Raw genomic sequence first — 15,742 nt, forward strand, 5'->3', positions numbered from 1 at the left:
GATTAACCTTTTCTTTCTTCTGGTGTCCCCTAGGTCTGCATACTGTAATTCTTGGGCTGCCCATTTCTCCATTTTTTTGCTTACCTCCACCTTGATTCCTTCTTTCAAAACTATACCTATCAATCGTTTCCCCTTTTTTTAAGTTTTTTCTCTTTTTGTTAAGAAAGATCTGACTAATGGACAGCGCTAAAAACGAGGGTCTTCACCCCGACATCTGTGATAAAGCCGCTGCACCTTGTCATAAAAACGCTTGCGGACTTTTTCCGGGGAGATCAGCAGGCAATCTTCCCCGTAGGGGAGAATCTCGCGGAAAAACCAGAAGCTACTCGTTACCTGTCGGGTAATCTGCCGGACGGGGGGATCGATCGAGATCAATTCGTTGGCGATATCGATAGCGGTTTTGGTCTGGTACGATCGAGCTAATCCATCGAACAGGTGAAACTCGGCGGACACACTATCAAGCTGATTGCGCCACTTTCCCCTAGGGATCGGGGTAATTAAGGAATCGTTGGGGATTCGATCGATCCGTAAACTCCAATTGTGGTGTAGTTCAGAAATATCTTGATTTCCCTCGGTTTCCTCGCACCAACAATCGAGATATAACCGATCCTCGTGACGATTGATAGCGGCATGGTAAAGATGAAATTCCCAGATTCGATCGCCGGCATCCTGATAGGATAACTGAAACGGTTGTTGTCGGAGAATGCAGCGATCGAGTTCCAGTCGCCATGGTGGGGGAGGATTATCGAGGTGGCGTTCTAGCTCTTTCCGTAAGGGGTCTGACAGTTCGCTCCGTTCTAATAGTAGTTTAGTTAGTTCTAGGGCGATGGGGATTTGTCCGGCATCAATGAGAGAATCGATCGCCTGTTGGAGCATCTGCAAGCGATCGGGCTTCCAGTCGTGATTAGGAGCGATTTTAAGCTTATTACGGGCAATTTCCTTGATTAACTTCGATATATTCGGTTTATCTCCCCACAATAGCCCAAATTCACTGGCAAGGATTTCTAGGGCCTGTTTTTCTTTTTCACTGACCGATAAAGTGATCGATTGTCCTATCCGGCTCATAGTTTATAAATATACGGACAATTTTTCTGTTAAGGTACTTTTCTATCCCTATTATCGTGGGTACTATGGAAGATAGCAAGGAGTTACGGACAGAAATTTATGGTAAATTATCAAGTAACACTCAAGCCGGTCTATTCCTGTCCCGCGGACGAGATACCGGAGGGGATCAAGGTTCCGCAAGGATGGCGGTTATCGTGGCATCAGGTGGAGACGTGGAAAGCACTCAATGATCCCGAGATCGATGTGATTTTCAATACGGCGATGACGGGGGACGGGAAAAGTCTAGCGGCCTACCTGCGAACTTTGCAAGGATATTTCCCGATTATGGGACTCTACCCAACCAACGAACTGGCGCGGGATCAGCGGGGTCAGATCGAGGCATATATTCAACGATTTCAACCAACGGATCAACCCCGGGTCAATCTTTTAACCGGGCCCGAGTTGGAATTGTACGCCGAACGGGATGGGAAAACGAAAGCGATCGCTCTAGAGACTCGATCGAAACAGTCGGAAATTCTCTTAACGAACCCCGATATTTTCCATTATCTCCACCGGGGGGCCTATTTAACCCCCTACGATAATCCCGATCAGCTATGGAACCGGATCGATAAACATTTCGATCTCTTCCTATTCGATGAATTTCACGTTTTCGGCACGCCACAGGTCGCTAGTATTATCAATACAATGCTTCTAATCCGACGGGCCAATCGTGGGAAACGATACCTGTTTCTGTCCGCGACTCCCGACGAGGGTTTACTAAAACGATTGGATAAAGCGGGGTTTCGCTATCGATCGATCGACCCGGTAAGAGAAGGCAAATACTGGTTTCCCGATACCCCAGAAGAGGCCAATTCCCTCGCTCAACGGGGATGGCGACAAGTAACCTCGGAAATCGAGCTATCTTTTATTCCTTTACCGTCGAGTTTTCAAACTTCGGAAAATTGGTTGAAGGAAAATAAAGAGCGAATTTTAGACTATTTTAAGCGATACCCCGGCAGCAAGGGCGCAATTATTCTCAATTCGATCGCTTCGGTTAAACGTCTGCTGCCGATTTTCCGAGAATTATTGGCGACTATCGGTTTAACAGTGGGGGAAAATACAGGCCTTTCGGGAACGCAGGAGAAGTTGGCATCGTTAAATCGCGATCTGGTGATCGGAACGAGTACCATCGATGTGGGGGTGGACTTCAAGATTAATTTCCTCATTTTTGAGTCGTCGGATGCGGGAAATTTTATTCAACGTTTCGGCCGTTTAGGCCGTCACAGCGGCTACGATCGAAAGGGAACGGCGGTAAAATTTGCTAACTTCACCGCGATCGCTCTGGTTCCGAAATTTTTCCTAGAACGGTTATTCGAGAAGAAAGACGCACCGTTACAAGTCGGGGAACGGTATGACCGAATTCAGCTACAGGAGGCCATCAAGAGTAACTACCGTCATATCAATAATTTCGAGGGTTATTACCAACGTTGGGGAGCGGTACAATCATTTCAACTCTGGTGGAATTTAGGGAGTCCGAAGATCAAATCCCAATACGGGGAAAGTCGCCAGAAGTTTCAACAGGAATGCGAGGAGGTTTTCGATACCAGTTTAAAACGGGTCGCCGGTCGGGTGAAAGGATGGGCCGACGAATGGAAGGAGTTATCGGGGAAAAGCGGTAATCCGATTTTCGAGGATGCGTCTAGTTTTCGCGGGTCGAGTCCGTTATTATGCGGGTTATACGATTCGACGGAACCGGAGGAAGGCGATCGCTTTAAAACCTACGATTTACCCAGTATTCTCGGTAATCTAGAGGTGGAGGTGTGGAGAAAAGGCGAGTTTAAGCGCCAGATTGAGGCCACGGAAACACCGATCGCGCGCAGACGTTTTGATTATTGTCTCGCGTTTCTGAATTTAAAGGGGTATCGAGAGGAACGGTTAAACTGGCGCTTTACCTACGACGGCGATTTAGGCGAGATCGCCACCGCGTGGAAAGTACAGGTTTTGACGGGAATCGGTGTTTGGCAACCAGATAATCCTTGGCTCGATCGAATTAGTCGGGAGTTACGGGATCTGGCTCTGGTTAGCTTCGTTCTTGCCTATCCCGTCGCTGCAGTTCGCCAACGCTTACAACTGCCGATGCACTTCGGTATTTATCCGATTAGTGACGAGAGTAGTCTTCATTCTCCCGTGTCTCCCTATTCTATAGCGATCGGTCAATCGGCTTTGTTGTTGGATACTCTCGCTCATCGGTTCAAAGGTAAAGGGGGTGAGGTGTGGATCTGTTGAGTGTGCTTGAGGTCACTAAACAACACTTATCGGGAGATCGATAACCATGAATAATCCTAATGCTCGTTCCCACGAGGAACCGCTAGACTTGATCGCGATCCCTAAAAAACGAACGTATATCAGCAATCTCGACCCAGAAGAGCGCGAATTGCTCGAACTGTACGAACAGGGGGGATAGGTATCCAAGTTGACCCCTGAACGAGTTAAGGAATTGCAGTCTTACGTTGAAGTAACTTGGGAAGAGCGCAAAAGAGACATTAGGCGTGAGGATGAGCTATGAATCCCTAAGTAGGGATTATCGGGACAAAAAAGAAAAGCGCACGCGAATACGACTATAGAACATAGTTTCAATCCCTGATAGGGGTTCGGAATCGACAGTGTGCCTTGTCCCATGGTTACTATAACAGATAGTTTATTTACCGTCTATGTCCTATATTCGTAAGACACTTGACTTTTACTCATTCTCAAAGTATCGTAAAGAAGGTGAAATTCTGATCACTATTTAGAAAAGCGTTCGGGAATACGAGTATAGGACTACTTCCTTGCCCTCCTTACATGATAGCTAAGGACTGGTGGGTATTGTTTATCTGTTCTCAAATCTTAAAAGCGTTTTAAGTGCGATTTAGTGACAGAGTTTCACTTCCAAAATTAACCAAGGAGGATTAATGTCCCTTAAAAATCAACAGCCTCAAGGCAAACAACTTGAGCTACCTTTATTTCAGAATAAGCCTTGCGTTAAGGAGACAAAGAAAACTCGGACTCCAAAGATAACCGTCTCTTCCGATGCTCTCCAAACTAATATTTTACCTTTCATGGACATGAAGAAGAAAGTTCGTAGTCCGAAGGTAAAGGAGGCATTTGAAAAGCTAGAGTGTGATTTCCGAACTATTCAAGGCTTTGCCAAGGCTGAGGTTGTTCAATCATCCGAAGTGCGCTCATATATCAATTGGCTTGGAAAGCTTCTCGTCATTGAATAAAACTTCAACCGTCTGAGATTGACGCAGCGACTAGGGACTTTAACAACGGAAAATAGTTGATGAAGTCCCTTTTTTTAATAAGAGTCAAAAAGAGATGAAGGGGGCAAAGTGTACGGACACTTTTTCTGGGATTTAGTTGCTCTTTGCTTCCTCCGCGTTTGATAATAGACATAGACAGACGCTAGGGACATCGATCGATATATCCATCGAATTCTCACCATTTTTTTTGATAGAGGCTAAATATGAATAGGCTAGTAGAAAAAATTACGGCTATTGTCGAAAAACTACCGAATTTAAAACTATTAATTCTCTTTGGTTCTAGAGCGCGTGGAGAGCATAAACCTGATAGCGATTGGGATTTCGCTGTTTTATACGAGGAAAGAAGTGATCGCAAGGATATTTCGAGTCTGTTGAAAATTTATACACTACTCGAACAAGCTTTAGAGATTCCCGAGGACAAAATTGATGTGGTTGATTTAAAAGAATGTTCGTCGATCCTCGCTCATTATGTCGCACGGGATGGTCAACTTCTATACGAACGGGAAACGGGACTATTCGAGGGATTTAAAGAAAAATTTCTCATGAATCCTGAAGAATCGAAAGCGTTATACCGTCAATTGCGGAATAATCTGGAGATTTCTCTACGAGAAAAAGGAGTGTAAATGCTATTCAAACTCTGATCGCGATAGACGAATTAAACCTCATGAATCAATACCTAGCCGAACTTAGCGAGTACGGTTCGATAACTTTAGAGGATTATCGTACATTGAGAGAACGTCAATTAGCCATAGAAAGGTTAATTCAGCTTATCGTTCAAACTGGCATCGATATCAATTACCAGATTTTAAAATGTTTAGATATCGAGTCTCCAAATAATGCTCGCGACGCATTATTTCAAATCGTAGAACTGGGAATCTTAGAAGAACACCTAGCCGTTCAACTGGCCGAGTCTATTAAATTAAGAAACTTACTCGTACACCTGTACAAGAAAATTGATCCCGATATCGTTCATTCGTCGATCGCTAATATTTTAAGAGATTATCCCCGCTACCAACGCTCGATCGTTCAATATCTAGATTCTTGGGAGGCAGAAAATGGTTAAAAATACGAAAGAATTGAAAATTATTGATACAGTCAATCGAATAACCACGACTGTGGAAAAAATACCGAATTTAAAACTATTAATTCTCTTCGGTTCCAGAGCGTGCGGAGAGCATAAACCTGATAGCGATTGGGATTTGGCAATTTCATACGATGAAACAAACAGACAAACAGGTATTAAGGAAATCAGTAATGATTACTTAACTTCTCTCTCTATCTTGAGTGAATTGTTTGAGATAAACCGTGATTCGATCGATCTGATTGAACTCGATCGCTGTTCTCCATTAATGAAGTATCAAGTCGCACGAGATGGAAAACTTATCTATGAAAAAAATACGGGAGACTTTTTAAAATTTCGTGTACGCGCTTGGAAAGAGTACGCCGATACAGCTAAATTCCGAAAGATTCAAAAAGACAGTATCGATCTTTGGCTCAAACAATGGGGGGTTTAAACGATGGAAAGGGAGATAGTCACCGTTAGAATTCGTTTAATGATCAAATATCTTAATCGATTACGGGGGTTCGAGAGCGTTACTCTATCAGAGTATTTGGACAATTTTGACTATCAACTTATGGTTGAGAGATTGATAGAATTATTGGTAGAGTCATCTTCCGATATTAATAGCTATCTTCTTTTACAATTACATAACGTAACTCCCGCTACCTATTACGATTCTTTTATAGAAGCTGGTAAAAATGGTTTAACTACCAGAGAACTAGCCGGGGAGTTGGCGAAATCATCAGGAATGCGAAATCGTTTAGTGCATCAATACGAGGCGATCGATAATGAACTTGTTTTTAAGGCGATTCCGATCGCTTTATCTCAATTTCCGCTTTATCTCAAACAAATTACCGACTATTTAGACTCTCTAGAGGTGAAAGATGCCTAAAAAACAGAAACCAACAGAAAACACAGAACAGTTAAATCTATTCGATAACACTACAGAAATTGACGATGAAGATCTGGATTTTGAGTTCGAGGATATTGATTTAGAATCTCTTGTTTCCGAAGATTTGGGGATTACTGAATCAGTAAGCGATCGCCGAGTCCAAACCGTTCGCCAACTGCTAACCCTAAAACTCCTACGGGAGGCGATTCGAGCGGAAAACCCCGACGATCGAGTTATGGCAGATTTTGCCGAAATAGTTTTACCCAATTTACTCCGATTAGCGATCGGGGTAACGGCAAAAGGAGGAAATTTCTTCGAGGAAATCGATCGCCGTCGGGAATTAGCGGGAAAAAGCAAAGTTCGACGGGATAATGCCGGCGATCAATCTCTCAATACTCATTTACTTAATGGTTTATTTCCCGCCAATCTCATCGAAAAACGACTAGAAAAACTCAATACTACCGTTCGACGGGTAGTAAAGGAATTCGAGCGCAAGTTGGCGATCGCTGGGTTTATTCTCCACGATTTCGAGAAATTCCGCTACTCGCTTTTTCCCGCGATGCCGGCGAAATATATCGAGATTAACGAGGACTTCGATCGAGATATCCGCAAACTATCACGAGAGGAACATCGAGAGATTTTTCAAGTATTGGTTCCCGAATTAAGATTAGATCGCTTTTTATTTTCCGATCAACCAGAAAAATGGACTGAATATCTTGATGATTTGATATATATCGCTAAAAATGCCCAGCGTCGGAACGATACCGATCGAAATACCTCTGAAGATGGCTTAAATACTCGCTTAAACAATAGCGCTCTCGAAAGTTTAACCGATCTTGCCTGTCTAGCCGATCGCCTCGCATCCATTATTAAACACCCCCACGATGCGGAAAAAGCCCCGTTACAAGACCTTTTATACAACCTCAGCGATGGGGAACTAAAATTCACTTACCACAGCATCGCCGAAAACCGCGGGGTACTGACGAACGTACTGAATAACGCGGTGATGGAAGCGCATCAAGAACTAGACTATCAGCCTTTACTTTACTTGCCTACGGGAGTTGTCTATATCGCCCCCAAAAACGCGCCAGAAGTGTCCCTAGAAACCTTACCGAATCGAGTGGTGGACACCATTAAATCCCTCTGTAGCGGCGAATTACAGCGTAAACAAACAGGATTCGGCCGAGATGGCAAAGGGATGAAATACGCGGATTACTACAGGCAATTTTTCGACGATGCCGGGTTAATGCGCGCTGCCCTCAACGCCACCCTTCGCATCCTCAGTGATAATAAAGCGTCCGTGGCCGGAAGTCGCAGCGAAAACCTGATTAAATTTCAACAACAGGGCGTTTTATCGACGGATTACGATTTTCATTGTCAAGATGATATCCGGATTGATCGCCTAGCGGAATTCGGGGACGTGGTGACGCGGAAAATCTGGGGCGATCGCTTGGAAAAAATCGAACAGGCGCGAAAATTGCAGAAAAACTTACCCGCACCGCCAGATTTAGATTTAATTAGCGAGATCGCGCATTATTGGAATCTAGAAAATTATCTGCCACAAATCCGAGCGATCAAGTGTATTAATGAATCTTTAAAAAAACTCAAACTGAAAGGCAATACGGGAGGGGTTCCCTACGAATGGTATTATCTAGCGGCGCGATACCTGAAACAGCATCCCGGAATCGAGGATATTAGACCCGTTGCAGAGGATTTAATCGCTTTTCTCGCCCCAAAAATCGCCGCCATAGTTGCGGGATATAACTTACCCGATGGTTGGGAGGATTTGCGACAGTGGGTTAATCAAATGGTGCAGTTACCCGGTCGGGAATTGGCCAACTCGATCGAAACCTTCCAGAAAGAATTAAACCACTACAACGCCGCTAAAAAACAAGGTCGCGGCCGTCAACTTCTCTGTTCGATCTCCCATTCTCCCTATAGTGTCAGCGAACAGATGGAATCGGCGGTTCTTTTTACTCCCCAAGTCTATACCAATAAACAAATGCTGGCAGGCTCGAACGCCAAACGAAATATTTCCAGTATTGCGGGAACGGAAATGATGTTGCGTCAGATTCTTATGAATCAAACCCAAGCGGTAGGAAAACGTTTCGAGGACGGCAAATATCGCTATCTGTACTTTTACCCGACCTATTATTTTACTCCCGAAACCAATAGTTTTTTACAAAAAGCCTACGCTAACATCGCTCAAACTCGTTTTGATAGCTCGATAAAGTTGCACTTTGTTGATAAGAATCTGGTCGCTAACTTCGATCGAACCCGTTATCAGAGTGTTGATAGTTTCCTGATCGATGAAAAATTAAGGCAGAAAAAGGAAAGAATTAACGAGGAGGAAGATGGCAAAAAAGACCACACTTTTAAACTATCCTATCCCGAAGATAAACCCTTAACCTTTTATTTCATGGCCCTACCTCCCGGCCACGATCCCACCGATACGGAATCCTGGGTTATGCCAGCATGGTTAGGATTAGCTTTCCCGATGATTCTAGATGTAAAAACGGTGGTTTCTGAGTCTCCTATCCCTCCCTATCGCGACGGTGCGGAATTTGAAGAGACGGTATTTCTCGACAGTGCGCCCCAAGCGATCCGGTCCTTAACCCGATGCGATCGATTCCGTCTCGATCGAGTCTTGAACGCGTGGGAAGATAATGACGGAAAAAAATATTCCGCACCCTTAAATACCCTAACCGCAGCCTATTCTATTCATTTAGACGTAAACTCGAAGCAGGGTAAGACGGTTTATGATCCCAATTGGGGCAAATTAACGGAACTCGCTATCAATTTAGAAACCAGTCCTCTCTATGTTTTTCATTACCTTAAACAGTGGAAACGGGGCAAAGATGCCGATATACCGAGCGCTAATCGAATCGCTCTGTATCTCTACGATTTTTATCCTTGTTTCGATCCCTATGTACAAGCTAACCGAACCAATTTAACTATCGATATGACAGCAGAATCGCCCTTAAATCACCCGAAAAACTTAACCGAATTGTATCGTCAATTCTATCGAGCTAATAAACGATATAATCCGAAAGCAAACGCAGTTTTAAAACCGATCGATGTGGCCGCCGATACGATTCTCAAAGGAGGAATGTATCAGGGAGAAGCCCTAGTTTTGGTAGTAGCGGCGGAAGTGGCCAGCTTAATGAATCGGGTTCATGCTTCTACAGCAGAAGGTCGCTGGATTTTATCCGATCGAGAACAGGAAAGACAAAAAATATTGTCTTTTGCTCGTTATTTTGTGATCGATGTGTTCGAGGGTTCTTTTAAGGGCGATCGAGCGCGTCTAGCTGGCAGACAATTAAACCTCATTCGCGATACCTGCGAATTTCTTTACCGTCTTGAACAGGACAGAGAAAATCAAGAGTTAAAAGCCCAGGGTCAACCTGTGGAAGAAGATTCTGAAAACAATAATTAATTCAAGGAGTACCTACAATGTCTTTACTGAAAACCCTCGATTCTAAATTATTTCATAGCGAGATTCCCTACAAACCGATGGGAAAATACGTTCACTTTTTGACTATTCGAGTCACAGAATCTTATCCTTTATTTCAAACAGATGGAGAGCTAAATAAAGCTCGTGTTCGTGCGGGAATTGATAGCAAAAAAACGATTAGTCGTTTATCGATGTTTAAACGAAAACAGTCAACCCCAGAACGTTTAGTTGGTCGAGAATTACTCAGAAACTACGGATTAATTACCGCCGAAGAATGTGAATATAATGTGGCTTTTGGTATGAATAACCCCGACTGTATTATTTATGGTTTTGCTATCGGTGATTCTGGTTCAGAAAAATCGAAAGTAGTAGTAGATACGGCTTTTTCGATCACACCCTTTGATGAATCCCATGAAAGTTTTACTTTAAACGCTCCCTACGAAAATGGTACTATGGCATCTAAGGGAGAAAATAAAACCAAACCGGGAGAAGTGACTAGCCGAATTAACCAACAGGATCACATCCGTCCCCAGGTGTTTTTCCCTAGTATTGTCACTTTAAAAGATCCGACAGAAGCGGGTTTTCTCTACGTTTTTAATAACATCCTGCGTACCCGTCACTACGGCGCGCAAATTACCCGGACGGGACGGGTGAGAAACGAGCTTATCGGTGTTATTTTTGCCGATGGGGAAATTGTTAGTAATTTGCGCTGGACACAGGCAATATATGATCGCCTTCCCGATGAGGTATTACACTCGATCGATCCCTTAGACGAGGATTTAGTTATGGAAAAAGCCACCGAAGCAATACAAGCATTAATGGCGGAAGAATTTATCGTTCATACCGATTTTATCGGGGAAAATTTTCAACCTTTATTAACCGAGGTGAAAACTCTCACGGGTACGGAAGCAGGAATTTTATCGATCTTGAACCAAGCGGATAAAGAAGCGAAAGACTACGCTAAGAAACATATCGCCGAGAAAAAACCAGCCGCTAAAAAACCGTAAATTTCAGTAGGGTGAGTAATTTCTCACCCTATATCCTCGCAATTTTTAAAGAGTTATGGTACATATTTATTCCTGTCAATTAGAACTGCACGATAGTCTTTATTACGCAACCCGTGAAATCGGCAGACTCTACGAAAGCGAACCCGTAATTCATAATTACGCGCTTTGTTATGCTTTGGGATTGGTAAATAGCGATAGTTATCGTTACTTTTGTTCCGAACAGATTCCACAGTACCAAGAACATTTAAATCCTCTTAACGAAGAGCAAATTTATGTCACTCCCGCACGGGCGATCGCTCATACGGCGGTTCTTAATACTTGGAAATATGCCAATAATAACTATCATGTGGAGATGGAAAAAACCCAGAAAAATATTCCCAGTTTTGGCAGAGCAAAGGAAATCGCTCCCGAAAGTGTTTTTGAATGTTTTATCATTTCCCATCACCCCCTACAGCTTCCTAAATGGATTCGTTTGGGAAAATGGATGAGTAAAGCGGAAGTAAAACTGACAGAACTTTCCCTATCAAAACAAAAAGAGGATTTATTTATCTATCCCTATCCTTTAAATCCTCTCGATGTTATGTTTACCCATGAGGTGATTGGCTACGATGTGATCAATATGCCACCGGTTAGTTTAATCCGTAATGTACGAATGCGCGGGGAATATTACCAAATAAGCGATCATCCCGATCTGAAAATTCCCGCTCGATTGTCCTATCACTTCGGTTGAAAATTGACCATGACTCTTATCTCTTCTAAACCCCTCACTTTACCCGAATTTTTCTTGCTAACCGCTCCCGATGGCGATATTACCGTCCCATCGCACATTTTACCCCGATTCGTACTGTTGACGAAGAGCTAATAAAATTTGTTTGATCCGGTTGCGTAATGGCTCTGGTGTAAGTACAATACAGCGATTCCCGTAGGGTAAAATCTCCCGAATTAACCAAAAAGGACTAGAGACTTTACGGGTTATAATCCTTTTTCCGTTTACCTCTCGGTCGTCAATATCCCTTGTCTTCCTTTCATAGGCCTTCACGAGGTCTTTTTCTAATTGTAATTGTACTTCTATAAAATCGAGACTGTCTCGCCATTGTTCTTCGATCGGAATCAAGCTTTGAATACGAGAGAATTTAAGACAGCGATTGTGAACAAGCTCGGGAAAGTCTCGCTGATCTTCTTCTGGCAGGTCCTCAGTTTCCTCACACCAGATCTCCAGATAGAATTCTTTTTCCCGAAACATGATCTCGGCACAGCGAACGGTAAATTCTAGGGTCTGTCCCTGAGAATTTTTGTACATTACCCGAAAAGCTTGCCGGTCATGGATATAGCGCTCCACTGTGAGCCGCCAATCGCGATCGTACTGACTGACCTGTTCGGAAATCTCCCGACGCTCTTGAGGGGAGAGATTTCCCCTCTCTAAAAGAAAATTAGAAAGAGTCTGGGCCGCCTCGATGTTACCCGATCGCACCAGACGGTTGATCGCTTCCTTGATTGCTTCGACCCGCTTTGCCGAGAGGGTAAAAGGTTCACCGATCTCCAGTTCCCCTTCGGCGATGGCGGCGATCAGACCTGACGGACTAGGACTTTTCCCCCAAAAGATGTTAAAGCGTCGGGCGATCGCTTCTAGCTTGTCCTTCGTGCCAGGAGGAATTGACAGTGTAATTGTTTCTTTTTTGCGATTCACCTGAAAAAAGTACTTGTAATTTTAGAATGTTTGTGCTACAATACCTATATTGTAATGATAAATGAGCGCAAAAAGCTATGGTAAGAGGAAATGAGGGGGATATACCACTGACGATATGGTGTCACCGCCACATCGTTGTGGGGAGTTCAGGCGATCTAAAACGGCAGATATCTGGAGTGAACAAAAGGAGACAGAGTAGTATGGACAACCTCATAGACAAAGATCGCATATTGCCCTGTCTGGCTTCCATCCCTAATAGGGATTCGATGAAAAGGCTAAACAGTAGCCTCACCACTTGTGACGTTTCAATCCCTCTTAGTATCAGGGGTTCAGTGATCGATCATCTTACCATGATCTGCTTAAGAGAATGATTTACTTTTTTGCCTCACACTCGTTACGACGTGAACAGTGAGCTATATTAAAAGAAGCCGTTTTGGGGTCGGCTATCTATACAAAAATTTCTGTACTTGCATTATAGCAAAGCTGACCCCAGATGGATACCCACGTCAATAAAAATACAAGGGAGGTCAGTAATGCCTAATTTTGACGATATTTACCAGCAAATCGAAATTATTCAAGACCAAATCGAGCTTCTTCAGTGCCAAATCAAAGAACTGAGGCAGTCTCCAGTCTTGGATTCTGAAGGCGAAGTCAGAATTTTCGATGATTTAACCTAGAATCCCAGCAATAACGCCTCTAGAGAGCGGAAGTAGGCACTTTTCAGCCTACTTCCTCAAGATAAGAAATCAAGGAAGGACAGCACTATGTCGATTAAACAACTTTCACTTTTCGAGAATGTTCCTCCAGCGCAAGATACAAAAGCGGTTACGACTTCGGAAGAGATTAGCGAACTTGAAATTACTATCTTATTGAGTGCTTTGATCGCAAATGCGATCGCTCAAACCGACTCGACATTGATTTCCGCTTTAGCTGACGATCCAAGAGCGATAGCGATCGCCCGAACCTTCGATCGCCCTAAATTGGTTAGACAGTTACGACTTTCTCAACCTCAAAAAGAAAGCGAGTTCATTAAACCCACGTTTCAAGGGAATCAAGTTTTTTATCGAGAACGAGAGATAGGTAAAATACAGCTTGTGTACAAATCACCGTCACCGGGAGAGCTACAAGCAAAATTAACTCATGAAAGCACGATTGATCGGTTTTTAGAGTTTTTGCAGAAAAAATATCAGATTGTTTCCCTGCATGAAAGTAATTACCATGTGCAGATTTTTATTCCACAAACTCAACAATCACATAACATAGAGAAGCTTTGGATAGAATTTATCACGAAAGTTATTTTTTCTATCTATGGTGATTTTCAATATCAGCTATCAGGATTAAGGCAAAATTTTATCACAATGCTAAAAAGTGTTACATTATCGGGACGAGGTTTTAGCACCCTAGAAATTCCGATCATTACTAGAGATCAAGCCAAGGTGTTAGCGGCTTTGTATTTAGCTATTTTCGAGCAAGTCAACGATCGCCAAGAGAAGCGTGAGACAGAGAGCGTTCAACTTATTGAGAAAATTAAATCTGAAGAACTTAACTCGAAAGATTTAGAGTCCACCGAAAAGAAGCTAAAAAGCAAGCAGGAAATGCAAGCTAAAGAGTTTAAAAAATACAGAGATTATTTTCAGAAAGTTTTGTCTAAATTATTAGATGAGCAACGAGCTATTTATCATGAAAGAAGAAACCTTGATGAGCAGTTAGGAAAAACTGGTTTGTCAAAAGCTCAAGTTAGCAAATTACAGAAGCAAAAGGATAAAATAGAGTCACAAATTATTTTTCAGGAAGATTTGATCGAGGAAAAGCAGAGATTTCTAGAAGAATCGGACGGAAATCCGTTTGAGTTTCTAAACAAACAAAAACAAACCAATCTATTGAAGCCAATTCAGGCGATCGCTAAATCTTTTAACAAAACAGCCACAGAACAAATTAACTCGACTCGTGGCGATATTTTCACTCAATGTATATTAGAGATGTATCGTTTGTTAGAAAATCCAAAACTCGAAACCATTCCAGAACCGCTTTTAACGATTGGCCCAAAAACTTTAGCAGCAAGGACAGCGGGAGACGATGGCAAAGATTTTTGTTACTCTTGCGGAGTAACTTTAGATGCTAAAACTGCGCGGTGGAGGGTCGCTAGATTTATGTTCGAGCGACCGTCTCAACGTCGTCAATCATCCTCCAGTGAAGATAGACCTTTCATTTGCTCTTCTTGTTCTGTATTATCGTTTGCTTCCCCCTTAAAAGTAACGGATGATAGTATTATCTTACGACTTGAATCTCAAGATGATAGAGGTGTAACGAAAGTTAAAATCAAAGACTACTTGCGAATGCTAACCAATAAAGAAGTACATTTATCTTCGGGTTGTTACATTGCCCTAACTTCTGAAAAAACAATCACAGGAGATACCGCTTCAAAAAAACTAGGACAGTTTCAATATGCTTTAGCAAAAGTTGCCTCGATTTTTCCCTTAGAGGTTATTAAAGATTTTAAATTTGTTCTTCAGCTTCAAAGAACAGAAAAAGTTTTAGCAAGCCGTCAATTAATATTTATTAAAGGTTTGATAGAAGGTTATGATCAATCAATTATCGTCAATGGGAAAGATATTAACCTTAAACTAGGAGATGCGATTCGTTATGTACAACAAGATTCACCCTACTTAGCAGACTATACATTACTTAAAGCTTCCAGTATTTCTGACCGCTTATTATTGGAACGAGTTAGGGAACAATATTTGCAAACCATCATCCAAGATATTCAAGGAGAAACTATGACTATCGATTCACTTTGGAAACGGGCAAAATTATATGAAGACGTGGCCGCATTGACAGGATTAACTTACGCTTTTGCCCAATCTTTAGAAAGTACGGCTAAAAAATTAATGAAGCCAGAAGATGCAGAACGTGAGGTAAGTAAATTAATAGAAAAAGTAGATGATCCTGTTGCTTTTAGTTATTATGCGACATTAGGAGATGAAAAGAAAATTAGTGTTCAAGCAAGGCTATATCACAATCCTGATAATTACTTTATCTACGAACAAGCAAAAAAAATGCTAGAAAATAAGCTAGAAATCACTGATAGAGAAGAAGTTGATAATTCTGGTAAAAAATGGCTGGTTTTTTATGCTGACGACATCACCAAATCTTATGCCTATTTTGCTAATCCTGATCAAGTAGGTAATTATGCACAAGAAAAAGAGTGGAAAAATTTAACTTATAATCTCAAACTTTCTCTTTATACGCGGTTTCCTGAATTGGTTCGTAAACTTTCATCTAAAGGAGATAAATAA

At 42.4% G+C, this 15,742-nt stretch carries 15 protein-coding genes and 1 pseudogene; 13 read left to right on the top strand and 3 right to left on the bottom strand.

Translation table 11 applies throughout. The annotated features are described in order from the left end of the window. Positions 1–72 (bottom strand): transposase DNA-binding-containing protein (locus O9324_RS18790; RefSeq protein WP_152487306.1); only part of this gene is annotated, 72 nt, incomplete at its 3' end. Positions 73–186: 114 nt separating this feature from the next. After that, on the bottom strand, positions 187–1,065 hold the full coding sequence (locus O9324_RS18795; RefSeq protein WP_288140998.1) for a WYL domain-containing protein: 879 nt from the start codon (positions 1,063–1,065) through the stop codon (positions 187–189). Positions 1,066–1,164: 99 nt separating this feature from the next. On the opposite strand from O9324_RS18795, the gene cas3 reads away from it, so the two are divergent. The 11 genes and pseudogenes from cas3 to O9324_RS18850 form a co-directional block, all read left to right on the top strand. Then, positions 1,165–3,330 carry a type I-D CRISPR-associated helicase Cas3' gene (cas3, locus tag O9324_RS18800; protein WP_288140999.1) on the top strand — a complete coding sequence of 722 codons (2,166 nt, stop codon included), beginning with the start codon at positions 1,165–1,167 and terminating at the stop codon, positions 3,328–3,330. Positions 3,331–3,376: 46 nt separating this feature from the next. Continuing rightward, on the top strand, positions 3,377–3,508 hold the full coding sequence (locus tag O9324_RS18805; protein ID WP_288141000.1) for a hypothetical protein: 132 nt from the start codon (positions 3,377–3,379) through the stop codon (positions 3,506–3,508). Between the two features lie 487 nt (positions 3,509–3,995). After that, positions 3,996–4,307 carry a hypothetical protein gene (locus tag O9324_RS18810; protein WP_288141001.1) on the top strand — a complete coding sequence of 104 codons (312 nt, stop codon included), beginning with the start codon at positions 3,996–3,998 and terminating at the stop codon, positions 4,305–4,307. A 242-nt stretch (positions 4,308–4,549) separates the two neighbouring features. Continuing rightward, a complete protein-coding gene (gene mntA / locus O9324_RS18815) occupies positions 4,550–4,969 on the top strand; it encodes a type VII toxin-antitoxin system MntA family adenylyltransferase antitoxin (RefSeq protein ID WP_288141002.1) in 420 nt (139 codons plus the stop codon). A gap of 41 nt (positions 4,970–5,010) precedes the next feature. Then, a complete protein-coding gene (gene hepT, locus O9324_RS18820) occupies positions 5,011–5,409 on the top strand; it encodes a type VII toxin-antitoxin system HepT family RNase toxin (RefSeq protein WP_288141003.1) in 399 nt (132 codons plus the stop codon). Next, positions 5,402–5,860: a type VII toxin-antitoxin system MntA family adenylyltransferase antitoxin gene (mntA, locus tag O9324_RS18825; protein ID WP_288141004.1), complete on the top strand. Its 459-nt coding sequence runs from the start codon at positions 5,402–5,404 to the stop codon at positions 5,858–5,860. The genes hepT (O9324_RS18820) and mntA (O9324_RS18825) overlap by 8 nt, the downstream gene beginning before the upstream one ends. A 3-nt stretch (positions 5,861–5,863) precedes the next feature. Then, the gene (hepT, locus tag O9324_RS18830) at positions 5,864–6,298 is read left to right on the top strand and encodes a type VII toxin-antitoxin system HepT family RNase toxin (protein WP_002778659.1); all 435 of its coding nucleotides are present in this window, start codon (positions 5,864–5,866) and stop codon (positions 6,296–6,298) included. Then, positions 6,291–9,734: a type I-D CRISPR-associated protein Cas10d/Csc3 gene (gene cas10d, locus O9324_RS18835; protein WP_288141005.1), complete on the top strand. Its 3,444-nt coding sequence runs from the start codon at positions 6,291–6,293 to the stop codon at positions 9,732–9,734. The genes hepT (O9324_RS18830) and cas10d overlap by 8 nt, the downstream gene beginning before the upstream one ends. Before the next feature lie 17 nt (positions 9,735–9,751). Beyond that, positions 9,752–10,759 (top strand): type I-D CRISPR-associated protein Cas7/Csc2, encoded by a 1,008-nt coding sequence (gene cas7d / locus O9324_RS18840; protein ID WP_288141006.1) that lies wholly within the window; start codon positions 9,752–9,754, stop codon positions 10,757–10,759. A gap of 55 nt (positions 10,760–10,814) precedes the next feature. Further along, positions 10,815–11,489 (top strand): type I-D CRISPR-associated protein Cas5/Csc1, encoded by a 675-nt coding sequence (gene cas5d, locus O9324_RS18845; RefSeq protein WP_002766203.1) that lies wholly within the window; start codon positions 10,815–10,817, stop codon positions 11,487–11,489. A 9-nt stretch (positions 11,490–11,498) separates the two neighbouring features. Continuing rightward, positions 11,499–11,573: pseudogene (locus O9324_RS18850) on the top strand (Uma2 family endonuclease); the annotation flags it as partial. A gap of 15 nt (positions 11,574–11,588) precedes the next feature. On the opposite strand, the gene O9324_RS18855 reads toward O9324_RS18850, so the two are convergent. Continuing rightward, a complete protein-coding gene (locus O9324_RS18855) occupies positions 11,589–12,446 on the bottom strand; it encodes a helix-turn-helix transcriptional regulator (protein ID WP_288141007.1) in 858 nt (285 codons plus the stop codon). 533 nt (positions 12,447–12,979) lie between these two features. Between O9324_RS18855 and O9324_RS18860 the strand changes: the two genes are divergently transcribed. Both O9324_RS18860 and O9324_RS18865 read left to right on the top strand, forming a co-directional pair. Beyond that, a complete protein-coding gene (locus tag O9324_RS18860) occupies positions 12,980–13,123 on the top strand; it encodes a hypothetical protein (protein ID WP_155120115.1) in 144 nt (47 codons plus the stop codon). 87 nt (positions 13,124–13,210) lie between these two features. Next, entirely contained in the window at positions 13,211–15,742 is a 2,532-nt protein-coding gene (locus O9324_RS18865) for a hypothetical protein (RefSeq protein ID WP_002766207.1), read from the top strand.

It is taken from the genome of Microcystis sp. LE19-84.1B (genome assembly GCF_027531875.1).
GTDB classification, from domain to species: Bacteria; Cyanobacteriota; Cyanobacteriia; order Cyanobacteriales; family Microcystaceae; genus Microcystis; species Microcystis panniformis.

Bases quoted from the DNA above. Each gene is read 5' to 3' on its own strand.
- hepT (WP_288141003.1), top strand. From the start codon at position 5,011: ATGAATCAATACCTAGCCGAACTTAGCGAGTACGGTTCGATAACTTTA.
- cas3 (WP_288140999.1), top strand. From the start codon at position 1,165: ATGGTAAATTATCAAGTAACACTCAAGCCGGTCTATTCCTGTCCCGCG.
- cas7d (WP_288141006.1), top strand. From the start codon at position 9,752: ATGTCTTTACTGAAAACCCTCGATTCTAAATTATTTCATAGCGAGATT.
- cas10d (WP_288141005.1), top strand. From the start codon at position 6,291: ATGCCTAAAAAACAGAAACCAACAGAAAACACAGAACAGTTAAATCTA.
- O9324_RS18860 (WP_155120115.1), top strand. From the start codon at position 12,980: ATGCCTAATTTTGACGATATTTACCAGCAAATCGAAATTATTCAAGAC.
- mntA (WP_288141002.1), top strand. From the start codon at position 4,550: ATGAATAGGCTAGTAGAAAAAATTACGGCTATTGTCGAAAAACTACCG.
- hepT (WP_002778659.1), top strand. From the start codon at position 5,864: ATGGAAAGGGAGATAGTCACCGTTAGAATTCGTTTAATGATCAAATAT.
- O9324_RS18865 (WP_002766207.1), top strand. From the start codon at position 13,211: ATGTCGATTAAACAACTTTCACTTTTCGAGAATGTTCCTCCAGCGCAA.
- O9324_RS18795 (WP_288140998.1), bottom strand. From the start codon at position 1,065: ATGAGCCGGATAGGACAATCGATCACTTTATCGGTCAGTGAAAAAGAA.
- cas5d (WP_002766203.1), top strand. From the start codon at position 10,815: ATGGTACATATTTATTCCTGTCAATTAGAACTGCACGATAGTCTTTAT.
- O9324_RS18805 (WP_288141000.1), top strand. From the start codon at position 3,377: ATGAATAATCCTAATGCTCGTTCCCACGAGGAACCGCTAGACTTGATC.
- mntA (WP_288141004.1), top strand. From the start codon at position 5,402: ATGGTTAAAAATACGAAAGAATTGAAAATTATTGATACAGTCAATCGA.
- O9324_RS18810 (WP_288141001.1), top strand. From the start codon at position 3,996: ATGTCCCTTAAAAATCAACAGCCTCAAGGCAAACAACTTGAGCTACCT.